Source organism: Nocardia sp. NPDC003482, assembly GCF_053588115.1.
Window position 1 is genome coordinate 184,208 of record NZ_JBSFPI010000001.1, and the last position, 17,213, is coordinate 201,420.

Consider the following 17,213-nt stretch of genomic DNA (forward strand, 5'->3'; position numbering starts at 1 on the left):
GAGTCACTCTCACGAAACGGGGATCGTCCGATGTCCTACCACCAGCCCTGGGCTCATGCCGCCCCGCCCGCGGGTCAGGGGCCACCACAACCACACCAGGGCATGGGCTTCGCCGTCGCCGCGATCTTCCTCGCCCTCGACGGACTGCTGCTGCCCTTCCTGCCCGTCGACCTGACCGGCGTCCGCCCGTTCATCGGCATCCCGTTCGCGCTGGCCGGTCTCGTGCTCGGAATCGTCGGCTGCACGGGCCCGCGCCGCGGCAAGTGGCTCGCCGCCCTCGCGGTGGCCATCGCCGCAGTGGGGCTCGCCGCGGAATTCATCATGATCATCGGGGCGGCCCGGCCGTAACCGGTGGCCGAAAGTGGTTGCGATTCGAGATCGGTTGGGGTTAGGTTACTAGCGATTGCACATTGCAACCAGAAAAGGGTGCTTCGATGACACAGTTGGTTCGCGTTCAGAATTTCGGGTTGTCCGCCGACGGATACGGCACGGGGGAGGGGCAGAGCGCCGAGCGCCCGTTCGGGCACGCCGATCCGAGCAAACTCTTCGCCTGGGCCCTGGCCACCGCGCACTGGCCCAACCGCTCCGAGCCCGGCGGCACATACGGTCTCGACGACTACATCGTCCGCGACTTCGCCAACAATATCGGCGCGGAGATCATGGGCCGCAACAAGTTCGGGCCGCAGCGCGGACCCTGGGAGAACCACGACTGGCAGGGCTGGTGGGGTGACGAACCCCCGTTCCACACGCCGGTGTTCGTGCTCACCCACCACCCGAGGCCCTCGTTCGCCTTGAGCGACACCACCTTCCACTTCCTCGACGCCTCCCCGAAGGAGGCGCTGGCCCGCGCCCTCGAGGCCGCCGACGGCAAGGACGTGCGCATCGGTGGCGGCGTCGCCACCGTCCGCGAATTCCTCGACGCCGACCTGATCGACACTCTGCACATCGCCGTCGCCCCGTTCGAACTGGGCCGCGGCGAACGCCTCTGGACCGCCCCCGAGGATCTGACCGACCGCTACCACCTCGAACGCGTCCCGAGCCCGAGCGGGGTCGTCCACCACTTCCTCTGGCGGCGCTGATAACCTTCCCACCAGCCCTCTCGTCTTGCTAAGTTAATGGTGATTACCTTTCCGGTGGATGTCGCACCGGGACCCCTCGGTTAGTCGGGCTCGACGAGGAGTGGCGGAAGATGGGTCGTTTCAGCAGACGCAATCGGTGGAAGGCCAACGCGGCCTTGGGTATTGCCGCGCTCATGATCGGCGCGGCACAGGTCGGCGGGGCGGGCGACTCCCGGGCCGCGCCCGCGCCGGGATGCCCGGATCTCTACGTGGTCGCCGTCCCCGGCACCTGGGAGACCTCCAATTCCGACCCGGGCCGGGGCATTCTCGCGGTGAGCGCGGACGGGCTGCCCGGCAATGTGCGCGTGGACTACGTGAGCTACGCGGCGACCGCCTTCCCGTGGGAGGGGGACGTGTACGGCCGCTCCAAACAGGAAGCCGTCGTGAAGGCCCGGAACCTGGTGGCCGCCATGGGCAGAGCGTGCGGGGCGACCCGCATCGCGCTGCTCGGCTACAGCCAGGGCGCGGACGCGGCCGGTGACGTGGCCGCCGAGATCGGCACTGGTCTCGGCGTGGTGCCCGCCGATCGCGTCGTCCTGGTCGGGTTGATCTCCGATCCGCGACGCTCGCCCACCGACAATCTGATCGGACCCCCGGTGCCCGGCGCGGGCGCGGTCGGTCCCCGGCCGGGCGGCTTCGGCTGGGTGTCCGGGCAGACCTACACCTTCTGTGTCGCGGGCGACCTGTACTGCTCGATGCCCGACGGCGACTTCGCCGGGCGCATCGCCGGATTCTTCGTCCAGCTGTCCAATCCCGATGCCGCCCAACTCGGCCGGTATCAGCAGGAGGCCGGCGACCTGTTCGGCGACGCCATGCGCGCGGGCGGCCTCGGCCTGCTGTCGGATCAGCTCAACGCGAACGCCTACGAGGAACGGCAGCACCAGATCGACCAGTTCCTCCAGTCCGGCGTGCACCAGAGCTACCCCGGCTACATTGTCGCGCCGGGCAATCTGACCCCGCTCACCTGGCTTCGCCAGCGCCTCATCGACGCGGCGCGGTCGTCCTGAGTTCGAGTGGGGCCGATGATCACGGGATCACCGGCCCCGCTCGAACTCCCGCCCGTCTGGTCACACCAACGGTTTGCCCTGCGCGTACCGCTCGCGCATCTCGCGCAGGTAGGTGTCGAAGGGATGGACCCGCCAGCGTTCGGGCAGCGTGATCATGACGCGGCCGAGGGTGCGCATGACGACCTCGAACACGCGTTGCCGCCGTGGCCCCCAGTCCAGGCCGAGTTCGTCCCGAAACCGTTGCGGCAGAAAGCCGGTCGTGAAGAACCGGTTCACCCGCCGGAAGGCCACCCGCTCGAATCGGCCGTACGGACCCAGATCGACGACCTGATCGAGCAGGTATCGCCGCACCTCGTCGTCGACGGACAGGTTGCGCGCCTGGGCATTCCAGTACTCCTCGAACGCCGCGCGGTCCGCGGGCCACAGCTGGGCGGGCATCTGGAGGGTGGTGCCGAAGCGCGCCGCGTCCCGGTAGAGCTCGTCGGCGAGCGCCTCGTCGATCCCGCCGTAGAGGAAGGTGAGGGTGTCGACCGTGCCGCGGTACAGGCACGCCGCCACCCACAATTGCAGTCGCGGGTCGAAGGCGTTGTACTTCACCGGACTGTCCGCCGTCGACCGCACCTGGCGGTGCGAGGTGTTCACCGCCTCCCGGTAGATCGCGCGATCCTCGTCGGTGCCGAGCATCGCCACGGCGAGATAGGTGAGGGTGGTGCGCCCGCGCTTGCGGGGATGCAGATCGAAACGGCCACGCTCGACCCGACTTTCGATGACGCCCCGCCCGACCGGGGGATGGCTCAACTGCATGATCACGTTCGCGGGGCCGCCGAGCAGCGCGGCGGGTCCGGACATGTAGCGCCGGCCGCGCCGCGGTTCGGATTCCGCCGGGCCGGGGGGTCGGAGGGATTGCGCTGGTCGAGACATGGCCACTCCGCGAGTAGATGAGAGCTTCTTCATAGCATCATGTCAGCCTGTGTCGACCGTGGCAACGGACTTCGCCCCCGCGACGGCCTTGGCGTCGGGGAGTGCGTTAAGTTATTAGTTATTCTACCTGTAGAGACGATCTGATCCTGATGGGTATAGGGGTAATCTACTGTTCAACAGGCATATTCGCTTGAGGTCTGACGGATGCGGGAGTGATAAGTGAAGAATTCATCCAGCAAGGCTGGGGATCTGGTGAGGACGGTTTCCGAACCCTTCGCGGCGCTGTCGGTCCTCCTCCGCCGCGGCGTCCTCGACCCCTGGCATCCGATGGAGATCATGCGGACCATGCACGACGCGGACGTCTACGGACCGTTCGTGACGGTGCTGCGACACGCCCGCCGCACGCGCGGTGCGGCGACCGCCGTCATCGACGAACGCGGCCCGCTGACCTTCGCCCAACTCGACGTCCGATCCGATTCGCTCGCAACGGGTTTGGCGGCCACCGGCATCGCGCCCGGAACCGTGCTCGGGGTGCTGTGCCGCGATCATCGCGGGATGATGCTGGCGCTGCTGGCGGCGGGCAAACTCGGCGCGCGGGTGGTGCTGATGAACACCGGATTCGGCGGCCCGCAACTGGCCGCGGTCGCCGAGCGCGAACGGGTCGCGGCGCTGCTGCTCGACGAGGAGTTCGTGGGTCTGCTCGACGCGGTGCCGGAGACGATTCCCCGATTTCTCACCTGGTCCGACGACGCGGCGCCGACCGCGATCGCGACCATCGATTCGCTGATCGAGGCCCATCCGGCCGGTTCGGTCCCGGCGCCGAAGCGGGCGGGCGGCCTCGTCATCCTCACCAGCGGGACAACCGGCATGCCCAAAGGCGCTCCGCGGGACAAGGTTTCGCCATTGCAGTCGGCGCAGTTCCTCGACCGCATCCCGTTGCCGCGCGACGACACCATGGTGATGGCCGCGCCCACCTTCCACGGCACCGGTCTGTCCCAGCTGACGCTCGGCTGGGCGCTGGGCAATGCCGTGGTGTTCCAGCAACGCAAGTTCGATCCCGAACGGGTCGTGGCCGCCGTCGCGAAACACCGTGCGGCGACGCTGGTTCTGGTGCCCACGATGTTGCAGCGCATCGTCGACCTCGGACCCGAGGTGCTCAAGCGCTACGACACCTCCGCGCTGCGGGTGATCTTCGCCGCGGGCTCCGCGCTCTCGCCCGACCTCGTGCGCCGCACCGCGCGAACCTTCGGCGACGTCCTCTACAACCTCTACGCCTCCACCGAGGTCGCCGTGGCCGCCGTCGCTACGCCCGAGGATCTGCGCATCGCCCCCGGCACGGTCGGCCGCCCACCGGTCGGCTGCCGCGTCGCCCTCTACGACGACCGGCGCCGCCGCATCACCGAGCCCGACCGGGTCGGCACCATCTTCGTCTCCAGCGGCCTGAGCTTCTCCGGCTACACCGACGGCGGCCACAAGGAGATCGTCGACGGCCTGCTGTGCAGCGGCGATCTCGGCCACTTCGATTCGGACGGAAGGCTTTTCATCGACGGCCGCGAGGACGACATGATCGTCTCCGGCGGCGAGAACGTCTACCCCCTGGAGGTCGAGAACCTCCTCGCCGAACGCCCCGACATCCGCGAGGCCGCCGTCGTCGCCGTGGACGACCGAGACTTCGGAAAACGCCTGCGCGCCTTCATAGTCCCCACCCCCGACTCCCCCCGAGACCCCGACGAGATCAAATCCCACATCAAATCCCACCTGGCCCGCCACAAGGTCCCCCGCGACATCATCTTCATCGACGAACTCCCCCGCAACGCCACCGGCAAACTCCTCCGCCGCCACCTCGAAACCCCCTGACCCCCAGGCCGACCAACCCAGCCGCACCCCTTATTCGGATCCGCACCCCTTGCGGGGCCCTACAACGGGTGCGGATCCGAATAAAGGGTGCGGCTGGGTTCGTGTACCTGGGGTCAGGGGGGCGGTTTACTGGTCGACCGCCTGCGCGGCGTCGGCCTGCTCGTCCAGCCAGCGTGCGAGCGATCTTCCCGCGTCGAGCACATGTGCCTCGGCGACCCTGCGCGCCAGCCCGCTGTCGCGGGCCTCGAGGGCGTCGAGCAACCGCTCGTGGTCGTCGAGTGAATGCTTCTCGTGCTCCGGGAACACCGTCAGGAAATTCGACGGCACCACCCGTACCGCCTGACGGATCTGGGTGAGCAGTCGGGGTGACTGCGCGGCGCGGTGAATCCGTTGGTGGAAGCGCCAATTCGACTCGCCGATCTCCGCCGCGCCGGACTTCGCGGCCACCTCGGCCGCCAGGTCGCGGAGTTGGCGCAGCTCGTCGTCGGTCGCGCGCTCGGCCGCCCAGGCCGCGGCCTGCCCGGTGAGGACGCCGAGGATGGTGAAGCTGTCCACGATGTCCTCGGCGCTGATGCCGATCACCGTGATCCCGCTGCGGGGGGCGATCCGCACCAGACCCTCGTAGGACAGTTCCAGCAGCGCCTCGCGCACCGGCGTGCGGCTGGTCGCGAACTCCTCGGTGATCGCGTCCAGATCCACCCGGCTTCCCGGCCGGAGCGCGCCGGTGAGGATCCGGTCGCGCAGTTCGCGGGCCGCGCGTTCGCGGACCGTGCCGGAGATGTCGACAGCTGCCATGGCGGCAGTCTAACAACTGACACTTGATATCTGAAATATCAGATGTTACATGTTAATTATGGCGGTTCGCAGCGGTGACAAGATGACCCTGGTCGCGTTCATGCAGGCAGGCAGCACGTCGGTCTACGCCGGGTCGTGGCGGCACCCGGCGACCGAGCACGGCTATCTCGACGCGTCCTATTACGCGAAGATCGGCAGGCAGCTGGAAGAGGGCTGCTTCGATCTGATGTTCTTCGACGACCGGCTGGCGATGCCGGGCATCTACGGCGGTTCGGTCGCCGAGGCGGTCCGCTACGGGGCGCGCCCGGTGAAGCTCGACCTGGGCGTGGTGCTCGGCGTGCTCGCGCAGGCCACCACGAAAATCGGCCTGGGCGCGACGTATTCGACGACCTACTACGCCCCCTTCCACGTCGCGCGCACCTTCGCCACGCTGGACCACCTCTCCCACGGCCGCGCGGCGTGGAACGTGGTGACCTCGGTCAACGACAGCGAGGCCCAGAACTTCGGCGTCGAGGCCCACCTCGGGCACGACGAGCGCTACGACCGCGCCGACGAATTCCTCGAGGTGGTCGCGGGACTGTGGGACGGCTGGGACGACGACGCCGTCGTCCACGACCGCGCCGCGGGAATCTACGCCGACCCCACCAAGGTTCGCGAACTGCGCTACCGCGGCCGCTACCTGTCCGCGCGCGGCCCGCTGACCGTCCCGCGCACCCCACAGGGCCGCCCGGTGCTGTTGCAGGCGGGTTCGTCGGGCCGGGGCCGCGACTTCGCCTCGCGCTGGGCCGAACTCATCTTCACCGGCGATCCCGGCCTCGAGGTGGCCCGCGACCACTACGCCGATCAGAAGGCCCGTATCGCCGACGCGGGCCGCGATCCGGCCGCGGTGCGCATCTGCCCGATGGCCTACGCGGTGGTCGGCGAGTCCGAACAGCACGCCCGCGAACGCGAGGCGATGCTGCTCGACGACCTGGTGCATCCGACCGCCTCGCTGACGCTGCTGTCGGAGTTGATGAATTACGACTTCGCCCAACACGATCCGGACGATCCGGTGACCGACGAGCTGATCGCGTCGGTCTCGGGCATCCGCGGCCTGGTGCAGAACCTGCGCAGACACATCGGCGGCGACACGGTGACCGTGCGCGATCTGGCCAGCCACCGCGCCACCCTGCTGCAAGGGCCCCGCTTCGTGGGCACCGGTGAGCAGATCGCCGAGCAGATGGCCGAGTGGTTCCACAGCGACGCCTGTGACGGATTCGTCTTGGCCGCAACGCATCTGCCGGGCGCGTTCGAGGACGTGGTCCGCCTGGTGGTGCCGCACTTGCAGCGCAAGGGCCTGTTCCGCACCGAGTACGAGGGCACGACGCTGCGCGATCATCTCGGCCTGGACCGGCCCGCGGGATCGGCGGCCTAGATGTCCGGGGACGCGGCGATGTTGCGCGGGATCCGGGTCCTGGATCTGGCGACGCTGGCGGCGGCGCCGCTGGCGGCCACGTATCTGGGCGAGTTCGGCGCGGATGTGATCAAGGTCGAGCAGCCGGGTCGCGGGGATCCGTTGCGCGGCTGGGGAAATCAGCGCGACGGGGTCGGGTTGATGTGGAAGTCCATCTCCCGCAACAAGCGCGCGGTCACCCTCGATCTGCGGGTGGCGGAGGGCCAGAAGTTGTTGCGCCGCATGGTCGAACACGTCGACGTGGTCATCGCCAACACCCGCCCCGGGACGCTGCGCGGGTGGGGGCTGGACTACGAGAGCCTGCGCGCGGTCAACGACCGGATCGTCATGCTGCACATCACCGGTTACGGCCTGTCCGGACCCAAGAGCGAACGCCCCGGCTTCGGCACGCTCGGAGAGGCGATGAGCGGCTTCGCGCACCTGACCGGTCAGGCCGACGGCCCGCCGACGCTGCCGCCGTTCATGCTGGCCGACGGCATCGCCTCGCTCAACGCCGCCTACGCGATCATGATGGCCCTCTACCATCGCGACGTGCACGGCGGCCCCGGCCAACTGATCGATATCAACCTCATCGATCCGCTGGCCCGCCTGCTCGAGCAGACCCTGCTCGGTTACGACCAGCTCGGCCTGGTTCCCACCCGGGCGGGCAACCGATGGGACATCTCCGCCCCGCGCAACACCTACCGTACCGCCGACGGCCGCTGGCTGGCCATGTCCGGCAGCTCACCGGCCCTGGCGCTGCGCGTGTTTCGCGCCATGGGCCGCGCGGACCTGGTCGACCACGCCGACTTCTCCGATCCGCAGCGCCGCCTCGCCCGCGCCCGGGAGGTCGACGAGGTGGTGGCCGAGTGGGTGGCGAAACACACACTGGCCCAGGCCATGTCGGTATTCGAGGCCGAGGAGGTGGCCGCCGCGCCGGTCTACGACATCGAAGACCTGGTGAACGACGAGCAACTACGCCACCGCGAGGTCTTCGTGCGAGTCGACGACGACGAACTGGGCCCGATGACCGTGCAGGCCCCCGTGCCGAGACTGTCCGAGACCCCGGGCGAGATCGCCCATCTGGGTCCGCGCCTGGGTGAGCACAATACCGAGGTCTACGGCGAACTGCTCGGCCTGAGCACGGCCGATGTGGACGCCCTGCGCGCGCGGGGCGTGCTGTGAGAGAAGGGAATTCGATGACGACTCCGCTGCGCCGATCCGAGCTGGCGGTCCCGGCCGCGAACGAGCACATGTTCGCCAAGGCCGCCGCCTGCGGCGCTGATCTGGTGTTCCTGGATCTCGAGGACGCCACCCCGGTGGCGCTCAAGGAACGCTCCCGGGAGCTGGCGATTTCCGCGCTCACCGAGCTGGATTGGGGCCGCACCGCCCGCGCGATCCGGATCAACGGCCTCGACACCGAGTGGTGCCACGACGACATCATCGAGGTGGTCACCCGCGCCGGGCGCGACCTCGACACCATCGTGGTCCCGAAGGCCCGCACCGCCCGCGACGTGTGGTGGGTGGACGTGCTGCTCACCCAGCTGGAGACGAAACTCGGCCTGTCCCGGCCTATCCGGCTCGAGGTGCTCATCGAGGAGGTGGAGGGGCTGGCCAACGCGGAGGCGATCGCGGCCGCCAGCCCCCGGGTCGACGCGCTCATCTTCGGCGTCGGCGACTTCTCGCTGTCGCAGGGCGCGCGGGTGGACACGAATTTCGTTCCGCTGGGCGACTATCCGGGCGATTTCTGGCACTACGCGCGGGCCAAGGTGATCGTCGCCGCCCGCATCGCCGGGGTGCTCGCCATCGACGCGCCCTACCCGGACTACGGCGATCTCGCGGGCTACGAGCGCGACGCCCGCCGCGCCTCACTGCTGGGCTACTCCGGCAAATGGGCGATCCACCCCAGCCAGATCGAGGTGGCGAACACGGTCTACTCCCCGACGCCGGAGGAAATCGCCCTGGCCCAGCGCAATCTGGCCGCCTACCGCGCGGCCGAGGCCGACGGCCGCGGCGCGGTCGGGGTGGACGGGGTGCTCGTGGACGCGGCGCACGTCAAGATGGCGATGGCGACCCTGGCGCGCGCGGCGCAGATCGATCCGGACCGCTACGGCAAGGCCGTCTCGGCCTAGCCGACCACGGAACGCTGTGGGACGCCGACATATTCGCTCAACGGGCGGATGAGCGCGTTGGACCGCCCCTGCTCGATGATGTGCGCGGTCCAGCCGGTGATCCGGCTCATGACGAAGATCGGCGTGAACACCTCGACATCGAAGCCGAGCAGGTGGTACGCCGGGCCGGTGGGGAAGTCGAGATTGGGTTCGATCCCGGTCTCGGCGCGCATGGTGCGTTCGAGGATGTCGGCCATGCGCACCCACCGCTGCCCGCCGGTGGCGGCGGCGATGTCGTGCAGGGCGCGCCGCATGGTCGGCACCCGCGAATCGCCGTCCCGGTAGACCCGATGCCCGAACCCCATCACCTTCTCCTTACGAGACAGCTTGGCGCGCAACCACTCCGCGGCGCGGTCGGGGTCCCCTATCTCGAGCATGTCGCGCATGACGGCCTCGTTGGCGCCGCCGTGCAGCGGACCCTTGAGCGCGCCGATGGCGGCGGTGACGGCGCTGTAGATGTCGGACAGCGTGGAGGTGACGACGCGGGCGGCGAAGGTGGAGGCGTTGAAGCCGTGCTCGGCGTAGAGGATCAGCGACACCTCGAACGCGCGCACGAGTTCCGGCGCGGGCGGCGTACCGGAACACATGGTGAGGAAGTTCTCGGCGAACCCCCGATGGGAATGGGGCGCAAGGGGATCCAGGCCACGCCGACGCCGCTGATCGGCGGCCACGATGGTCGGCAGCACCGCCGTCATGCGTAATGCCTTGGCGCGGTTGGCCTCCGGGGAGCTGTCGTCCTCGAGCGGATCCTCCGCGCCCAGGTAACTGATCGCGGTCCGCACCACGTCCATGGGGTGACAGGTGTCGGGCAGTTTGGCGATCAGCGACAGCAGCGATCGGTCCGCGCGGCGCGCGGCGCGCTCCCGCTGGCAGAACCGTTCCAGTTCGGCGTCGGTGGGCAACTCGCCGTACCAGAGCAGATACGCGACCTGCTCGAACGTGCAGTGCGCGGCGAGATCCTGCACCGGGTAACCGCGGTAGGTGAGCGAGTTGGTCTCCGGCACCACCTTCGAGACGGCGGTCGTGTCCACCACGACCCCGGTCAACCCCTTGTGGATCATCGTTCGCCTCCGTGGCTGAAATCTGCTGTGCCCGAGTAGGTTTCGGCGAAATTCGCCACCTCCGCATCGAACTCGGTGTACCGGTCGTATCGGAGCAGGTCGTAGAGCCGGTCGCGGGTCTGCATCCGGTCCAGCAGTCCGGCCTGGGTGCCCCGTTCGTGGATCTCGCGCAGCCCGGCCTCCGCCGCCCACAGGGCGAGCCGCAGCGTGGTCACCGGGTAGATGACCGCGTTGTAGCCGATGGCCTCCAGGGTTCGCGCGGTCAGCAGGTCGGACTTCCCGAACTCGGTCATGTTCGCCAGCAGGGGAGTGGTGACCGCCGCCCGGAACCGCTCGAACTCGCTGGCGTCGCGCAGCGCCTCGGTGAAGATCAGATCCGCGCCCGCGTCGGCGTAGGCCCGCGCCCGCTCGATCGCGGCGTCGACGCCCTCGATTCCGGCGGCGTCGGTGCGGGCGCACACCACGAAACCGGGGTCCCTGCGGGCGGATACGGCCGCGCGGATCCGGCGCACCATCTCGGCGGCCGGCACCACCGCCTTGCCGTCGAGGTGCCCGCAGCGTTTCGGATTCACCTGGTCCTCGAGATGGCATCCGGCGAGTCCGGCGTCCTCGAGGACGGCGACGGTGCGGGCGGCGTTCATCGGTTCCCCGAACCCGGTGTCGGCGTCGATCAGCACCGGCAGATCCGTGACCCGCGCGATCTGCTGTCCCCGCCCGGCGACCTCGGTGAGGGTGGTCAGGCCGATATCGGGCAGCGCCAGATCCGCCGACAGCGCCGCGCCGGAGACGTAGACGCCCTCGAAGCCGATCTCCTGAATCACCCTGGCCACCAAGGGATTGAACGCCCCCGGCAGGCGCTGGATCCGGTTCGACCCCAGGCCCGCGCGGAACGCGGCGCGCTTGTCGGCGGCGGAGGTGGGGGCGGCGAGTGGTCCGGTCATCGGAACAGTCCTTCCGGCGGGCGCGGGGCGCGGGCGAGTACGTCCTCGGCGACGGTGAACGTGAGCCGGGACAGGTCGGCGGGGGTGAGTTCGGCTGTGCGCTGGGCGGTTTCGAGGAACCGGTCCTGTTCGGCGGGCGCGATGACGCCCTCGGCGAGGGTGCGGAACTTGGCGATGTACTGCGCGCGCCCGAACGGCCGCGCGCCGAGTGGATGGGCGTCGGCCACGGCGAGTTCGTCCACGATCACCGCACCGTCGGTGAGGGTGATCTCGGCGCGCGCCCCGAACGCCCGCTCGGCGGGATCGGTGGCGTGGTAGCGGCGCGTCCACTCCGGATCCTCGGCGGTGGAGACCTTGTGCCACAACGCGATCGTGTCGGGCCGCCGCGCGCGCTCGGGTGCGTAGGACCGCTCGTGATGCCAGGTCCCGTCCTGCAACGCGACCGCGAAGATGTACATGACCGAGTGATCGAGGGTCTCGCGGGAGGCGAGCGGATCGAACTTCTGCGGATCGTTCGACCCGGTGCCGATCACGACATGCGTGTGGTGGCTGGTGTGCAGCACGACCGAGGCGATCCGGTCGAGATCACCGATCCGGTTTCGCAGGCGGCGCGCCAGATCGATCACCGCCTGACTCTGGTACTCCGCGGAATGCTCCTTGGTGTAGGAGTCCAGGATCGCCCGTTTCGGCTCGCCCGGAACGGGAAGCGGCACAGCGTATTCCGCGTCCGGACCGCCCAGCAACCGCGCGATCACCCCGTCCTCACCCTCCCAGATCGGCGACGGCGCGCCCTCGCCGCGCATCGCCCGATCCACGGCCTCGATGGCCATCTTGCCCGCGAACGCCGGGGCGTACGCCTTCCAGCTGGAGATCTCGCCCTTGCGGGACTGCCGGGTCGCGGTGGTGGTGTGCAACGCCTGGCCGACGGCCCGGTACACGGTGTCGGTGTCCAGTCCGAGCAGCGTGCCGATCCCCGCCGCCGCCGACGGTCCCAGATGGGCGACGTGGTCGATCTTGTGCTCGTGCAGGCAGATTCCGCGCGCCAGATCGATCTGGATCTCGTATCCCGTCGCGAGCCCGCGGATCAGGTCGCGGCCCGAGCGCCCCGCGTGCTGGGCCACGGCCAGGATCGGCGGGATGTTGTCGCCGGGATGGGAGTACTCCGCGGCGAGGAAGGTGTCGTGGAAGTCCAACTCCCGCACCGCGACTCCGTTCGCCCACGCCGCCCACTCCGGCGAATACGTCCCGTCGATCCCGAACACCCGCGCGCCCGGCCGGTACGGGTGGGCCGCCGCCTGCGCGCGGGCGTTGGTGACGGGCCGCCGGACGAGCGCGGCGGCGGCCACGGCGGCATTGTCGATGATCCGGTTGACGATCATCTCCTCGACCTCCGGCGCGACCGCCACGGGATCGGTCGCGACCTCGGCGATGCGCCAGGCCAACTGCTCCTCACGAGGGAAAGGCTCCGCCGAGCGGCGGGGGCGGATCAGATGATTCTTCACGGGGAGGACGCTAACCCGGGGGTGAACCCGCGGAGACACCTCGCAACTGCCGATTTTTGCGGACCGGGGGTTGTGAAGTTGCGAACGTCGCCAAGGCGGACGAGGGCTCGGCGGTCGATGCATCGCGGACGGGCTCGATCGGAACGTTCAGCGTCGCAGCGGATTTCGAGACGGGGCGGGAGTTGTCGGTGGCCCGGCGTAGATTGCCGCCCATGGACGCGACAGCGGGACGGAATGCGACTTCGACCAGACACGACGGCGACACCTGGGATCTCGCGTCGAGCGTCGGCACGACCGCCACGGCGGCCGCGGCGGCGCGCGCGATCGCGACGCGGCAGGATCCCGCGCGCATCGACGACCCCTTCGCCGCGCCGCTCGTCCGCGCGGTCGGCATCGACCTCCTCACCCGGCTCGCGACCGGTGAGCTGGCGCCCGACGGACTGGTGGAACAGATCGCGATCGATACGGCCAAGGTGCGCACCGGTTTCTACGACGAGTTCTTCCTCTCGGCGACCCGCGCGGGCATCACCCAGGCCGTGATCCTCGCCTCCGGCCTGGATTCCCGCGCCTACCGCCTGCCGTGGCCCGCGGGAACGGTGGTGTACGAACTCGACCAGCCCGCCGTCATCGAATTCAAGTCCCGCACCCTGACCTCCCTCGGCGCCACCCCCACCGCCGACCACCACCCCGTCCCCGCCGACCTGCGCGCCGACTGGCCCACCACCCTCCGCGTCACCGGCTTCGACCCCACCCTCCCCACCGCCTGGAGCGCCGAGGGCCTACTCGGCTACCTCCCACCCGAAGCCCAGGACCGCCTGCTGGACACCATCACCCACCTCAGCGCCCCCGGCAGCCGCATCGCCACCGAAAACCGCCCCAACCCGAAACCCGGTGAGGAGGACAGAACGAAGCAGAGCCTCACGCGATTGTCCGAACGTTGGCGGGAGCACGGGTTCGAGGCGGATATGGGAAAGGTGCGGTATTTCGGGGAGCGGAACGAGGCTGGGGCGTATCTGCGGGGGTTGGGGTGGGCGGTGGAGGGGCGCACGGTACGAGAGTTGTTCGCCGCCAACGCCCTTCGATCCCTGACGAACGAGGACGACGATCTGCGAGTGGGCGATCTGAGCTACATCGTCGGCGTGCTCGGTGCGGAGTCCGAGTAGCCGCCACTGAGAGCCGCGAGTATCCGTGCGCCGGAATCGGATTCGTTCAACGCAGCCCGCCGTAGCTCGGCGATCGCCGCCTGGTAGCGGCAGATCTCCTCGGGCCGCTCGAGGTAGAGGTTGCCCGCGTACTCCTCGATGTGGACGATCGGCGGCTCGGTGAGCCTCGAATGAGCGAGCATAGGGAACTCCATCAGCGAGAACTCGCCGACCAGCCCGCCGATGTGACTACGCGCATCGAACGGAACCACCCGTACGGAAACATTGGGCCGCCGCCCGACCGCGACGAGATATCGGCGCTGCTCGTCCATCACGCCGGGCCCGCCCCACTCCTCACGAATCGCCGCCTCGGACAGGATGATTTCGGCCGTGAAGTCCGGATCGTCCAAACGGCCTCGCCGATTCAGCGATCGCGCCACGCGCTCCTCGATCCGCTCGGTCGGGAGATTGGGCCAAGCGGCCCACGCGACCGCGCGGCAGTAGTCGGGAGTCTGCACGATCGTCGGAATCCGCAGTATCCGCCACGCGGTCAGACACCGAGCGGAATCCTCCAATACCCTTCGCGGATCGAAATCATCAGTGCCGCAATCCATATCCGCCCGCCACCACCCGCCGCCGTGCCTCGCCGTACTCCGTACCTCCCGCGCCAACGCCAGGACGGCCCGGCGCTTCTCATCGGTTACGCCGTAGTGATCGCAGAGGGCATTCATGTACAGATCACTGGCCGAACGGACGGAAACCCCATCTTCCAAGCGGCCCATCGTCTGCGGGGAAATCCCCAGCACCCGAGACGCTTGGAATTGACTCACCTCCGCTCGTTTCCGCAATTCCTGCAACTGTCGCCCCAGCGCCCGCCGCGCGAGCGTCGAACCTATTGCGCCCATTGAAACTCCTTGTCTATGAGTGGATATTGATCAGCTGTCGGACATCCGCTCCCGGTAGTGCGCAAGAATTTGTCGCACGGCGTCGGTGACGGGTGGTTCCTCTACGAGCGCCGACCAGGCGTAGGCGTCGTGTTCTCGGAGCACGATCGGTTCCGGCGACGCGACGTCGACAGTGAAATTGAACTGTCGGATCTTGCCAGGACCGGACTCGAAGTCGAAATCGCCCAGATAGTGCGCTATCCGAGTCACGCGTAGGCCGGTTGCCTCTCTGACCTGCCGGATGACGGCCTCTGTAAGGTCCTCACCGGACTCGACCTCGCCATTGGGAAGCTCCCAGCCGTCGTCCGCACACCGCCACAGCAGAAGCACTTTGCCGTCGAACCGTACGACCGCACTCACAACGAGTTGTCGTATTTCGTCCCGTTCGGCGTCGGCGGCGAGTTGGCCGAGCAGGGATGAATGGACCATGCACTCTCATCCTTTCGGAGTAGTAGGAAACGATCCGGCGAAAGCTCGAACAACTCAGCACCCGAGGCGTTGCCGCGAGATAGGCTGTGGCAGTTGGGTACTCGCGTTGCTCCCTTCGTCACGGTCGATCTCGACCTACTTCAGCATTCCGTTCGGGGGCGTTCGAGAACAGCGCAAAACTATCGGCAGACAACAGCTTTCGATTGGGGAGAACATGGGGACGAACGATCGGCTCAGGACCTTGCGGCTGTCCCGTGGTTGGACTCAGGCCGAACTGGCCGGATTGGTCTGTGACCAGATCGAGCGGATCACGGGACGGCGGCCAGCGGTCGACGCGCAGGCGATCAGCCGCATCGAATGCGGCGAGATTTCCTGGCCACGGGGTGCGACAAGGCAGGCGCTCATGGCACTGTTGGAGGTCCCGACACCGAAAGATCTCGGGTTGCATCCGAAGCGGACCCATCGCGACGCAGAGCGGGAGGAAGCCACGAAACGCCGAAATTTCCTGGCAGTGAGCGGGCTCGGCATGCTGACAGTGACCGATCCACCGAGCCGAGTCGGAGCCGGCGACGTCGACCAGCTTCGCCGAAGGTTCGGGCGACTCGTCGGCATCGACAGCTACCTGGGCGGCGGTGACACCTTCCGCACCTACTACTCAGAGCTCGAACGTACCGAGCGAATCCTGGGCCGATCGAACTGCGCTCTGTCGGTCCGTAGGGCTCTGACGGAACTCGCTGCCGAGCAGGCTCAACAATCCGGGTGGGCGGCGTTCGACGCGGGATTCACCGATATCGCCGTCACCTTGTACACCTACAGTCACCGCGCGGCACAGGAAGCCGACAGTCCGGAACTTGTGGCGAACGCGTGCATCCACATCGCGTACGCGACCGGTTCGACGGACGCGCTTCGCGCGGCCGACTCCGCCTGCGAGACGATTGGTGTCGAAGCCAGGCCGAGGGCGAAGGCCCTCTTGGAATCCCGACGGGCGTGGGCGCTGGCGAGCCTCGGAGACCGCGAAGGCGCTGCGCGGGCGCTCGACGCGGCTCGCACCGCGCTTCTGGCCGACGACGGGACCGACGCGGCTTGGTGCGCCTGGGTCGATCACGCGGAGCTCGACATCATGACCGGCCGCGTCTGGTCGGTCCTGCACGAGCCGGAGAAGGCGATCGCGCCCCTTCGCGCGGCGCTGTCGTCGTATCCCGACCAGTGGGCACGCGATAAGGCGCTGTATCTGACCTGGCTCGCGGACGCGTACATCGATGCGGGCGACCCGACCACGGCATTGACCATGGCCGAAACGGCGTCGGGGCTCGCGGAGAAGGTCGCCTCGGTTCGGCCTTCGGCCCGGGTGTGGGAGGTGGCCCAGCGTTGTGTGAGCAGGGGCGCCGTGGGGGCAGCCGACCTCGTCCGTCGGCTCGCGATCGGCTCGTCGGCTAGTGATGGTCGGCTGTAGTGCGACCGACCCATTCGGCGTAGCTGTCCGCACACCAATCCAGCTGTGTCGCTGTGACTTCCGGGCTTTCCCATGGATGCAGCTCGGCCACTCGAGCTGCCAGGCGATCGCGAGTGTCCTGAGAGGTACGAAGGTTGACTCGCCATTCGTTTCCCTCGCCGAGTTCGCCGAGGTGCCAGAATATCGAGGTGTACGGACCGGTGATCTCCGCGCCCGCCGCAAGCCGTTCTCCCACTGCGGTTCTCGCGATCGCCACCGCATCCTCCCGCGTCGGGGTCGTCGAGGTAACCGTCCAGACACCGGTCATCGCCATGCTTGTCAGGGTAGTACCTTGACCAGCTCGGGCCGTGGAGGGCGAGCATCGGAGGACTACTGAACAATTCGTCGAGACTAGTGCTTGCCAGAGCTGCTCACCTGGTCGGTGTCGAGGTGAACGGCAG

The 17,213-nt window shown here is 68.5% G+C and carries 17 protein-coding genes; 9 read left to right on the plus strand and 8 right to left on the minus strand.

The window, feature by feature from the left end; translation table 11 throughout:
* Positions 1-30: 30 nt before the first annotated feature.
* The 3 genes from ACWDSJ_RS00830 to ACWDSJ_RS00840 all read left to right on the plus strand — a co-directional run bounded on the left by ACWDSJ_RS00830 (position 31) and on the right by ACWDSJ_RS00840 (position 2,125).
* The gene (locus ACWDSJ_RS00830) at positions 31-348 is read left to right on the plus strand and encodes a hypothetical protein (RefSeq protein ID WP_450028600.1); all 318 of its coding nucleotides are present in this window, start codon (positions 31-33) and stop codon (positions 346-348) included.
* An 86-nt stretch (positions 349-434) separates the two neighbouring features.
* Complete coding sequence (locus ACWDSJ_RS00835) at positions 435-1,079, plus strand: dihydrofolate reductase family protein (RefSeq protein WP_450028601.1); 645 nt, start codon at positions 435-437, stop codon at positions 1,077-1,079.
* A 110-nt stretch (positions 1,080-1,189) separates the two neighbouring features.
* The gene (locus ACWDSJ_RS00840) at positions 1,190-2,125 is read left to right on the plus strand and encodes a cutinase family protein (protein ID WP_450028602.1); all 936 of its coding nucleotides are present in this window, start codon (positions 1,190-1,192) and stop codon (positions 2,123-2,125) included.
* A gap of 60 nt (positions 2,126-2,185) precedes the next feature.
* Here ACWDSJ_RS00840 and ACWDSJ_RS00845 read toward each other — a convergent pair whose 3' ends face one another.
* The gene (locus tag ACWDSJ_RS00845; RefSeq protein ID WP_450028603.1) at positions 2,186-3,046 is read right to left on the minus strand and encodes an oxygenase MpaB family protein; all 861 of its coding nucleotides are present in this window, start codon (positions 3,044-3,046) and stop codon (positions 2,186-2,188) included.
* A gap of 219 nt (positions 3,047-3,265) precedes the next feature.
* Between ACWDSJ_RS00845 and ACWDSJ_RS00850 the strand changes: the two genes are divergently transcribed.
* Positions 3,266-4,903, plus strand: a complete 1,638-nt coding sequence (locus tag ACWDSJ_RS00850; protein ID WP_450028604.1) for an acyl-CoA synthetase — start codon at positions 3,266-3,268, stop codon at positions 4,901-4,903.
* Between the two features lie 126 nt (positions 4,904-5,029).
* Here the strand turns inward: ACWDSJ_RS00850 and ACWDSJ_RS00855 are convergent, their stop codons facing one another.
* Positions 5,030-5,698: a GntR family transcriptional regulator gene (locus tag ACWDSJ_RS00855; protein ID WP_450028605.1), complete on the minus strand. Its 669-nt coding sequence runs from the start codon at positions 5,696-5,698 to the stop codon at positions 5,030-5,032.
* Between the two features lie 58 nt (positions 5,699-5,756).
* Here ACWDSJ_RS00855 and ACWDSJ_RS00860 point away from each other — a divergent pair, with 58 nt between their 5' ends.
* Genes ACWDSJ_RS00860 through ACWDSJ_RS00870 form a run of 3 tightly spaced genes read left to right on the plus strand, consistent with a single transcriptional unit; the run spans position 5,757 to position 9,262 of the window.
* The gene (locus tag ACWDSJ_RS00860) at positions 5,757-7,112 is read left to right on the plus strand and encodes an LLM class flavin-dependent oxidoreductase (RefSeq protein ID WP_450028606.1); all 1,356 of its coding nucleotides are present in this window, start codon (positions 5,757-5,759) and stop codon (positions 7,110-7,112) included.
* 18 nt (positions 7,113-7,130) lie between these two features.
* Positions 7,131-8,315, plus strand: a complete 1,185-nt coding sequence (locus ACWDSJ_RS00865) for a CaiB/BaiF CoA transferase family protein (protein WP_450029010.1) — start codon at positions 7,131-7,133, stop codon at positions 8,313-8,315.
* A gap of 14 nt (positions 8,316-8,329) precedes the next feature.
* Positions 8,330-9,262: an HpcH/HpaI aldolase/citrate lyase family protein gene (locus ACWDSJ_RS00870; protein WP_450028607.1), complete on the plus strand. Its 933-nt coding sequence runs from the start codon at positions 8,330-8,332 to the stop codon at positions 9,260-9,262.
* Here the strand turns inward: ACWDSJ_RS00870 and ACWDSJ_RS00875 are convergent.
* Genes ACWDSJ_RS00875 through prpD form a run of 3 tightly spaced genes read right to left on the minus strand, consistent with a single transcriptional unit; the run spans position 9,259 to position 12,805 of the window.
* Positions 9,259-10,362 (minus strand): bifunctional 2-methylcitrate synthase/citrate synthase, encoded by a 1,104-nt coding sequence (locus ACWDSJ_RS00875; protein ID WP_450028608.1) that lies wholly within the window; start codon positions 10,360-10,362, stop codon positions 9,259-9,261. The two genes, ACWDSJ_RS00870 and ACWDSJ_RS00875, sit on opposite strands and share 4 nt — an antisense overlap.
* Positions 10,359-11,303: a methylisocitrate lyase gene (gene prpB, locus ACWDSJ_RS00880; protein ID WP_450028609.1), complete on the minus strand. Its 945-nt coding sequence runs from the start codon at positions 11,301-11,303 to the stop codon at positions 10,359-10,361. Before prpB ends, ACWDSJ_RS00875 begins: the two co-directional genes overlap by 4 nt.
* A complete protein-coding gene (prpD, locus tag ACWDSJ_RS00885) occupies positions 11,300-12,805 on the minus strand; it encodes a 2-methylcitrate dehydratase PrpD (protein WP_450028610.1) in 1,506 nt (501 codons plus the stop codon). The genes prpB and prpD overlap by 4 nt, the downstream gene beginning before the upstream one ends.
* Before the next feature lie 212 nt (positions 12,806-13,017).
* On the opposite strand from prpD, the gene ACWDSJ_RS00890 reads away from it, so the two are divergent.
* Positions 13,018-13,968, plus strand: a complete 951-nt coding sequence (locus tag ACWDSJ_RS00890) for a class I SAM-dependent methyltransferase (RefSeq protein ID WP_450028611.1) — start codon at positions 13,018-13,020, stop codon at positions 13,966-13,968.
* Here the strand turns inward: ACWDSJ_RS00890 and ACWDSJ_RS00895 are convergent.
* Positions 13,932-14,852 carry a helix-turn-helix domain-containing protein gene (locus ACWDSJ_RS00895; RefSeq protein ID WP_450028612.1) on the minus strand — a complete coding sequence of 307 codons (921 nt, stop codon included), beginning with the start codon at positions 14,850-14,852 and terminating at the stop codon, positions 13,932-13,934. The two genes, ACWDSJ_RS00890 and ACWDSJ_RS00895, sit on opposite strands and share 37 nt — an antisense overlap.
* A 30-nt stretch (positions 14,853-14,882) precedes the next feature.
* The gene (locus ACWDSJ_RS00900) at positions 14,883-15,320 is read right to left on the minus strand and encodes an NUDIX hydrolase (RefSeq protein ID WP_450028613.1); all 438 of its coding nucleotides are present in this window, start codon (positions 15,318-15,320) and stop codon (positions 14,883-14,885) included.
* A gap of 214 nt (positions 15,321-15,534) precedes the next feature.
* Between ACWDSJ_RS00900 and ACWDSJ_RS00905 the strand changes: the two genes are divergently transcribed.
* The gene (locus tag ACWDSJ_RS00905) at positions 15,535-16,773 is read left to right on the plus strand and encodes a helix-turn-helix domain-containing protein (protein WP_450028614.1); all 1,239 of its coding nucleotides are present in this window, start codon (positions 15,535-15,537) and stop codon (positions 16,771-16,773) included.
* Here the strand turns inward: ACWDSJ_RS00905 and cutA are convergent.
* Complete coding sequence (cutA, locus tag ACWDSJ_RS00910; protein WP_450028615.1) at positions 16,754-17,086, minus strand: divalent-cation tolerance protein CutA; 333 nt, start codon at positions 17,084-17,086, stop codon at positions 16,754-16,756. The two genes, ACWDSJ_RS00905 and cutA, sit on opposite strands and share 20 nt — an antisense overlap.
* Between the last annotated feature and the right edge of the window lie 127 nt (positions 17,087-17,213).

What these genes read in the sequence shown, in the direction of transcription:
- ACWDSJ_RS00860 (WP_450028606.1), top strand. Translation starts at nt 5,757, where the DNA reads ATGGCGGTTCGCAGCGGTGACAAGATGACCCTGGTCGCGTTCATGCAG.
- ACWDSJ_RS00890 (WP_450028611.1), top strand. Translation starts at nt 13,018, where the DNA reads ATGGACGCGACAGCGGGACGGAATGCGACTTCGACCAGACACGACGGC.
- ACWDSJ_RS00905 (WP_450028614.1), top strand. Translation starts at nt 15,535, where the DNA reads ATGGGGACGAACGATCGGCTCAGGACCTTGCGGCTGTCCCGTGGTTGG.
- ACWDSJ_RS00895 (WP_450028612.1), bottom strand. Translation starts at nt 14,852, where the DNA reads ATGGGCGCAATAGGTTCGACGCTCGCGCGGCGGGCGCTGGGGCGACAG.
- ACWDSJ_RS00900 (WP_450028613.1), bottom strand. Translation starts at nt 15,320, where the DNA reads ATGGTCCATTCATCCCTGCTCGGCCAACTCGCCGCCGACGCCGAACGG.
- ACWDSJ_RS00855 (WP_450028605.1), bottom strand. Translation starts at nt 5,698, where the DNA reads ATGGCAGCTGTCGACATCTCCGGCACGGTCCGCGAACGCGCGGCCCGC.
- ACWDSJ_RS00870 (WP_450028607.1), top strand. Translation starts at nt 8,330, where the DNA reads ATGACGACTCCGCTGCGCCGATCCGAGCTGGCGGTCCCGGCCGCGAAC.
- cutA (WP_450028615.1), bottom strand. Translation starts at nt 17,086, where the DNA reads ATGGCGATGACCGGTGTCTGGACGGTTACCTCGACGACCCCGACGCGG.
- ACWDSJ_RS00830 (WP_450028600.1), top strand. Translation starts at nt 31, where the DNA reads ATGTCCTACCACCAGCCCTGGGCTCATGCCGCCCCGCCCGCGGGTCAG.
- ACWDSJ_RS00845 (WP_450028603.1), bottom strand. Translation starts at nt 3,046, where the DNA reads ATGTCTCGACCAGCGCAATCCCTCCGACCCCCCGGCCCGGCGGAATCC.
- ACWDSJ_RS00865 (WP_450029010.1), top strand. Translation starts at nt 7,131, where the DNA reads ATGTTGCGCGGGATCCGGGTCCTGGATCTGGCGACGCTGGCGGCGGCG.
- prpB (WP_450028609.1), bottom strand. Translation starts at nt 11,303, where the DNA reads ATGACCGGACCACTCGCCGCCCCCACCTCCGCCGCCGACAAGCGCGCC.
- ACWDSJ_RS00840 (WP_450028602.1), top strand. Translation starts at nt 1,190, where the DNA reads ATGGGTCGTTTCAGCAGACGCAATCGGTGGAAGGCCAACGCGGCCTTG.
- ACWDSJ_RS00875 (WP_450028608.1), bottom strand. Translation starts at nt 10,362, where the DNA reads ATGATCCACAAGGGGTTGACCGGGGTCGTGGTGGACACGACCGCCGTC.
- ACWDSJ_RS00835 (WP_450028601.1), top strand. Translation starts at nt 435, where the DNA reads ATGACACAGTTGGTTCGCGTTCAGAATTTCGGGTTGTCCGCCGACGGA.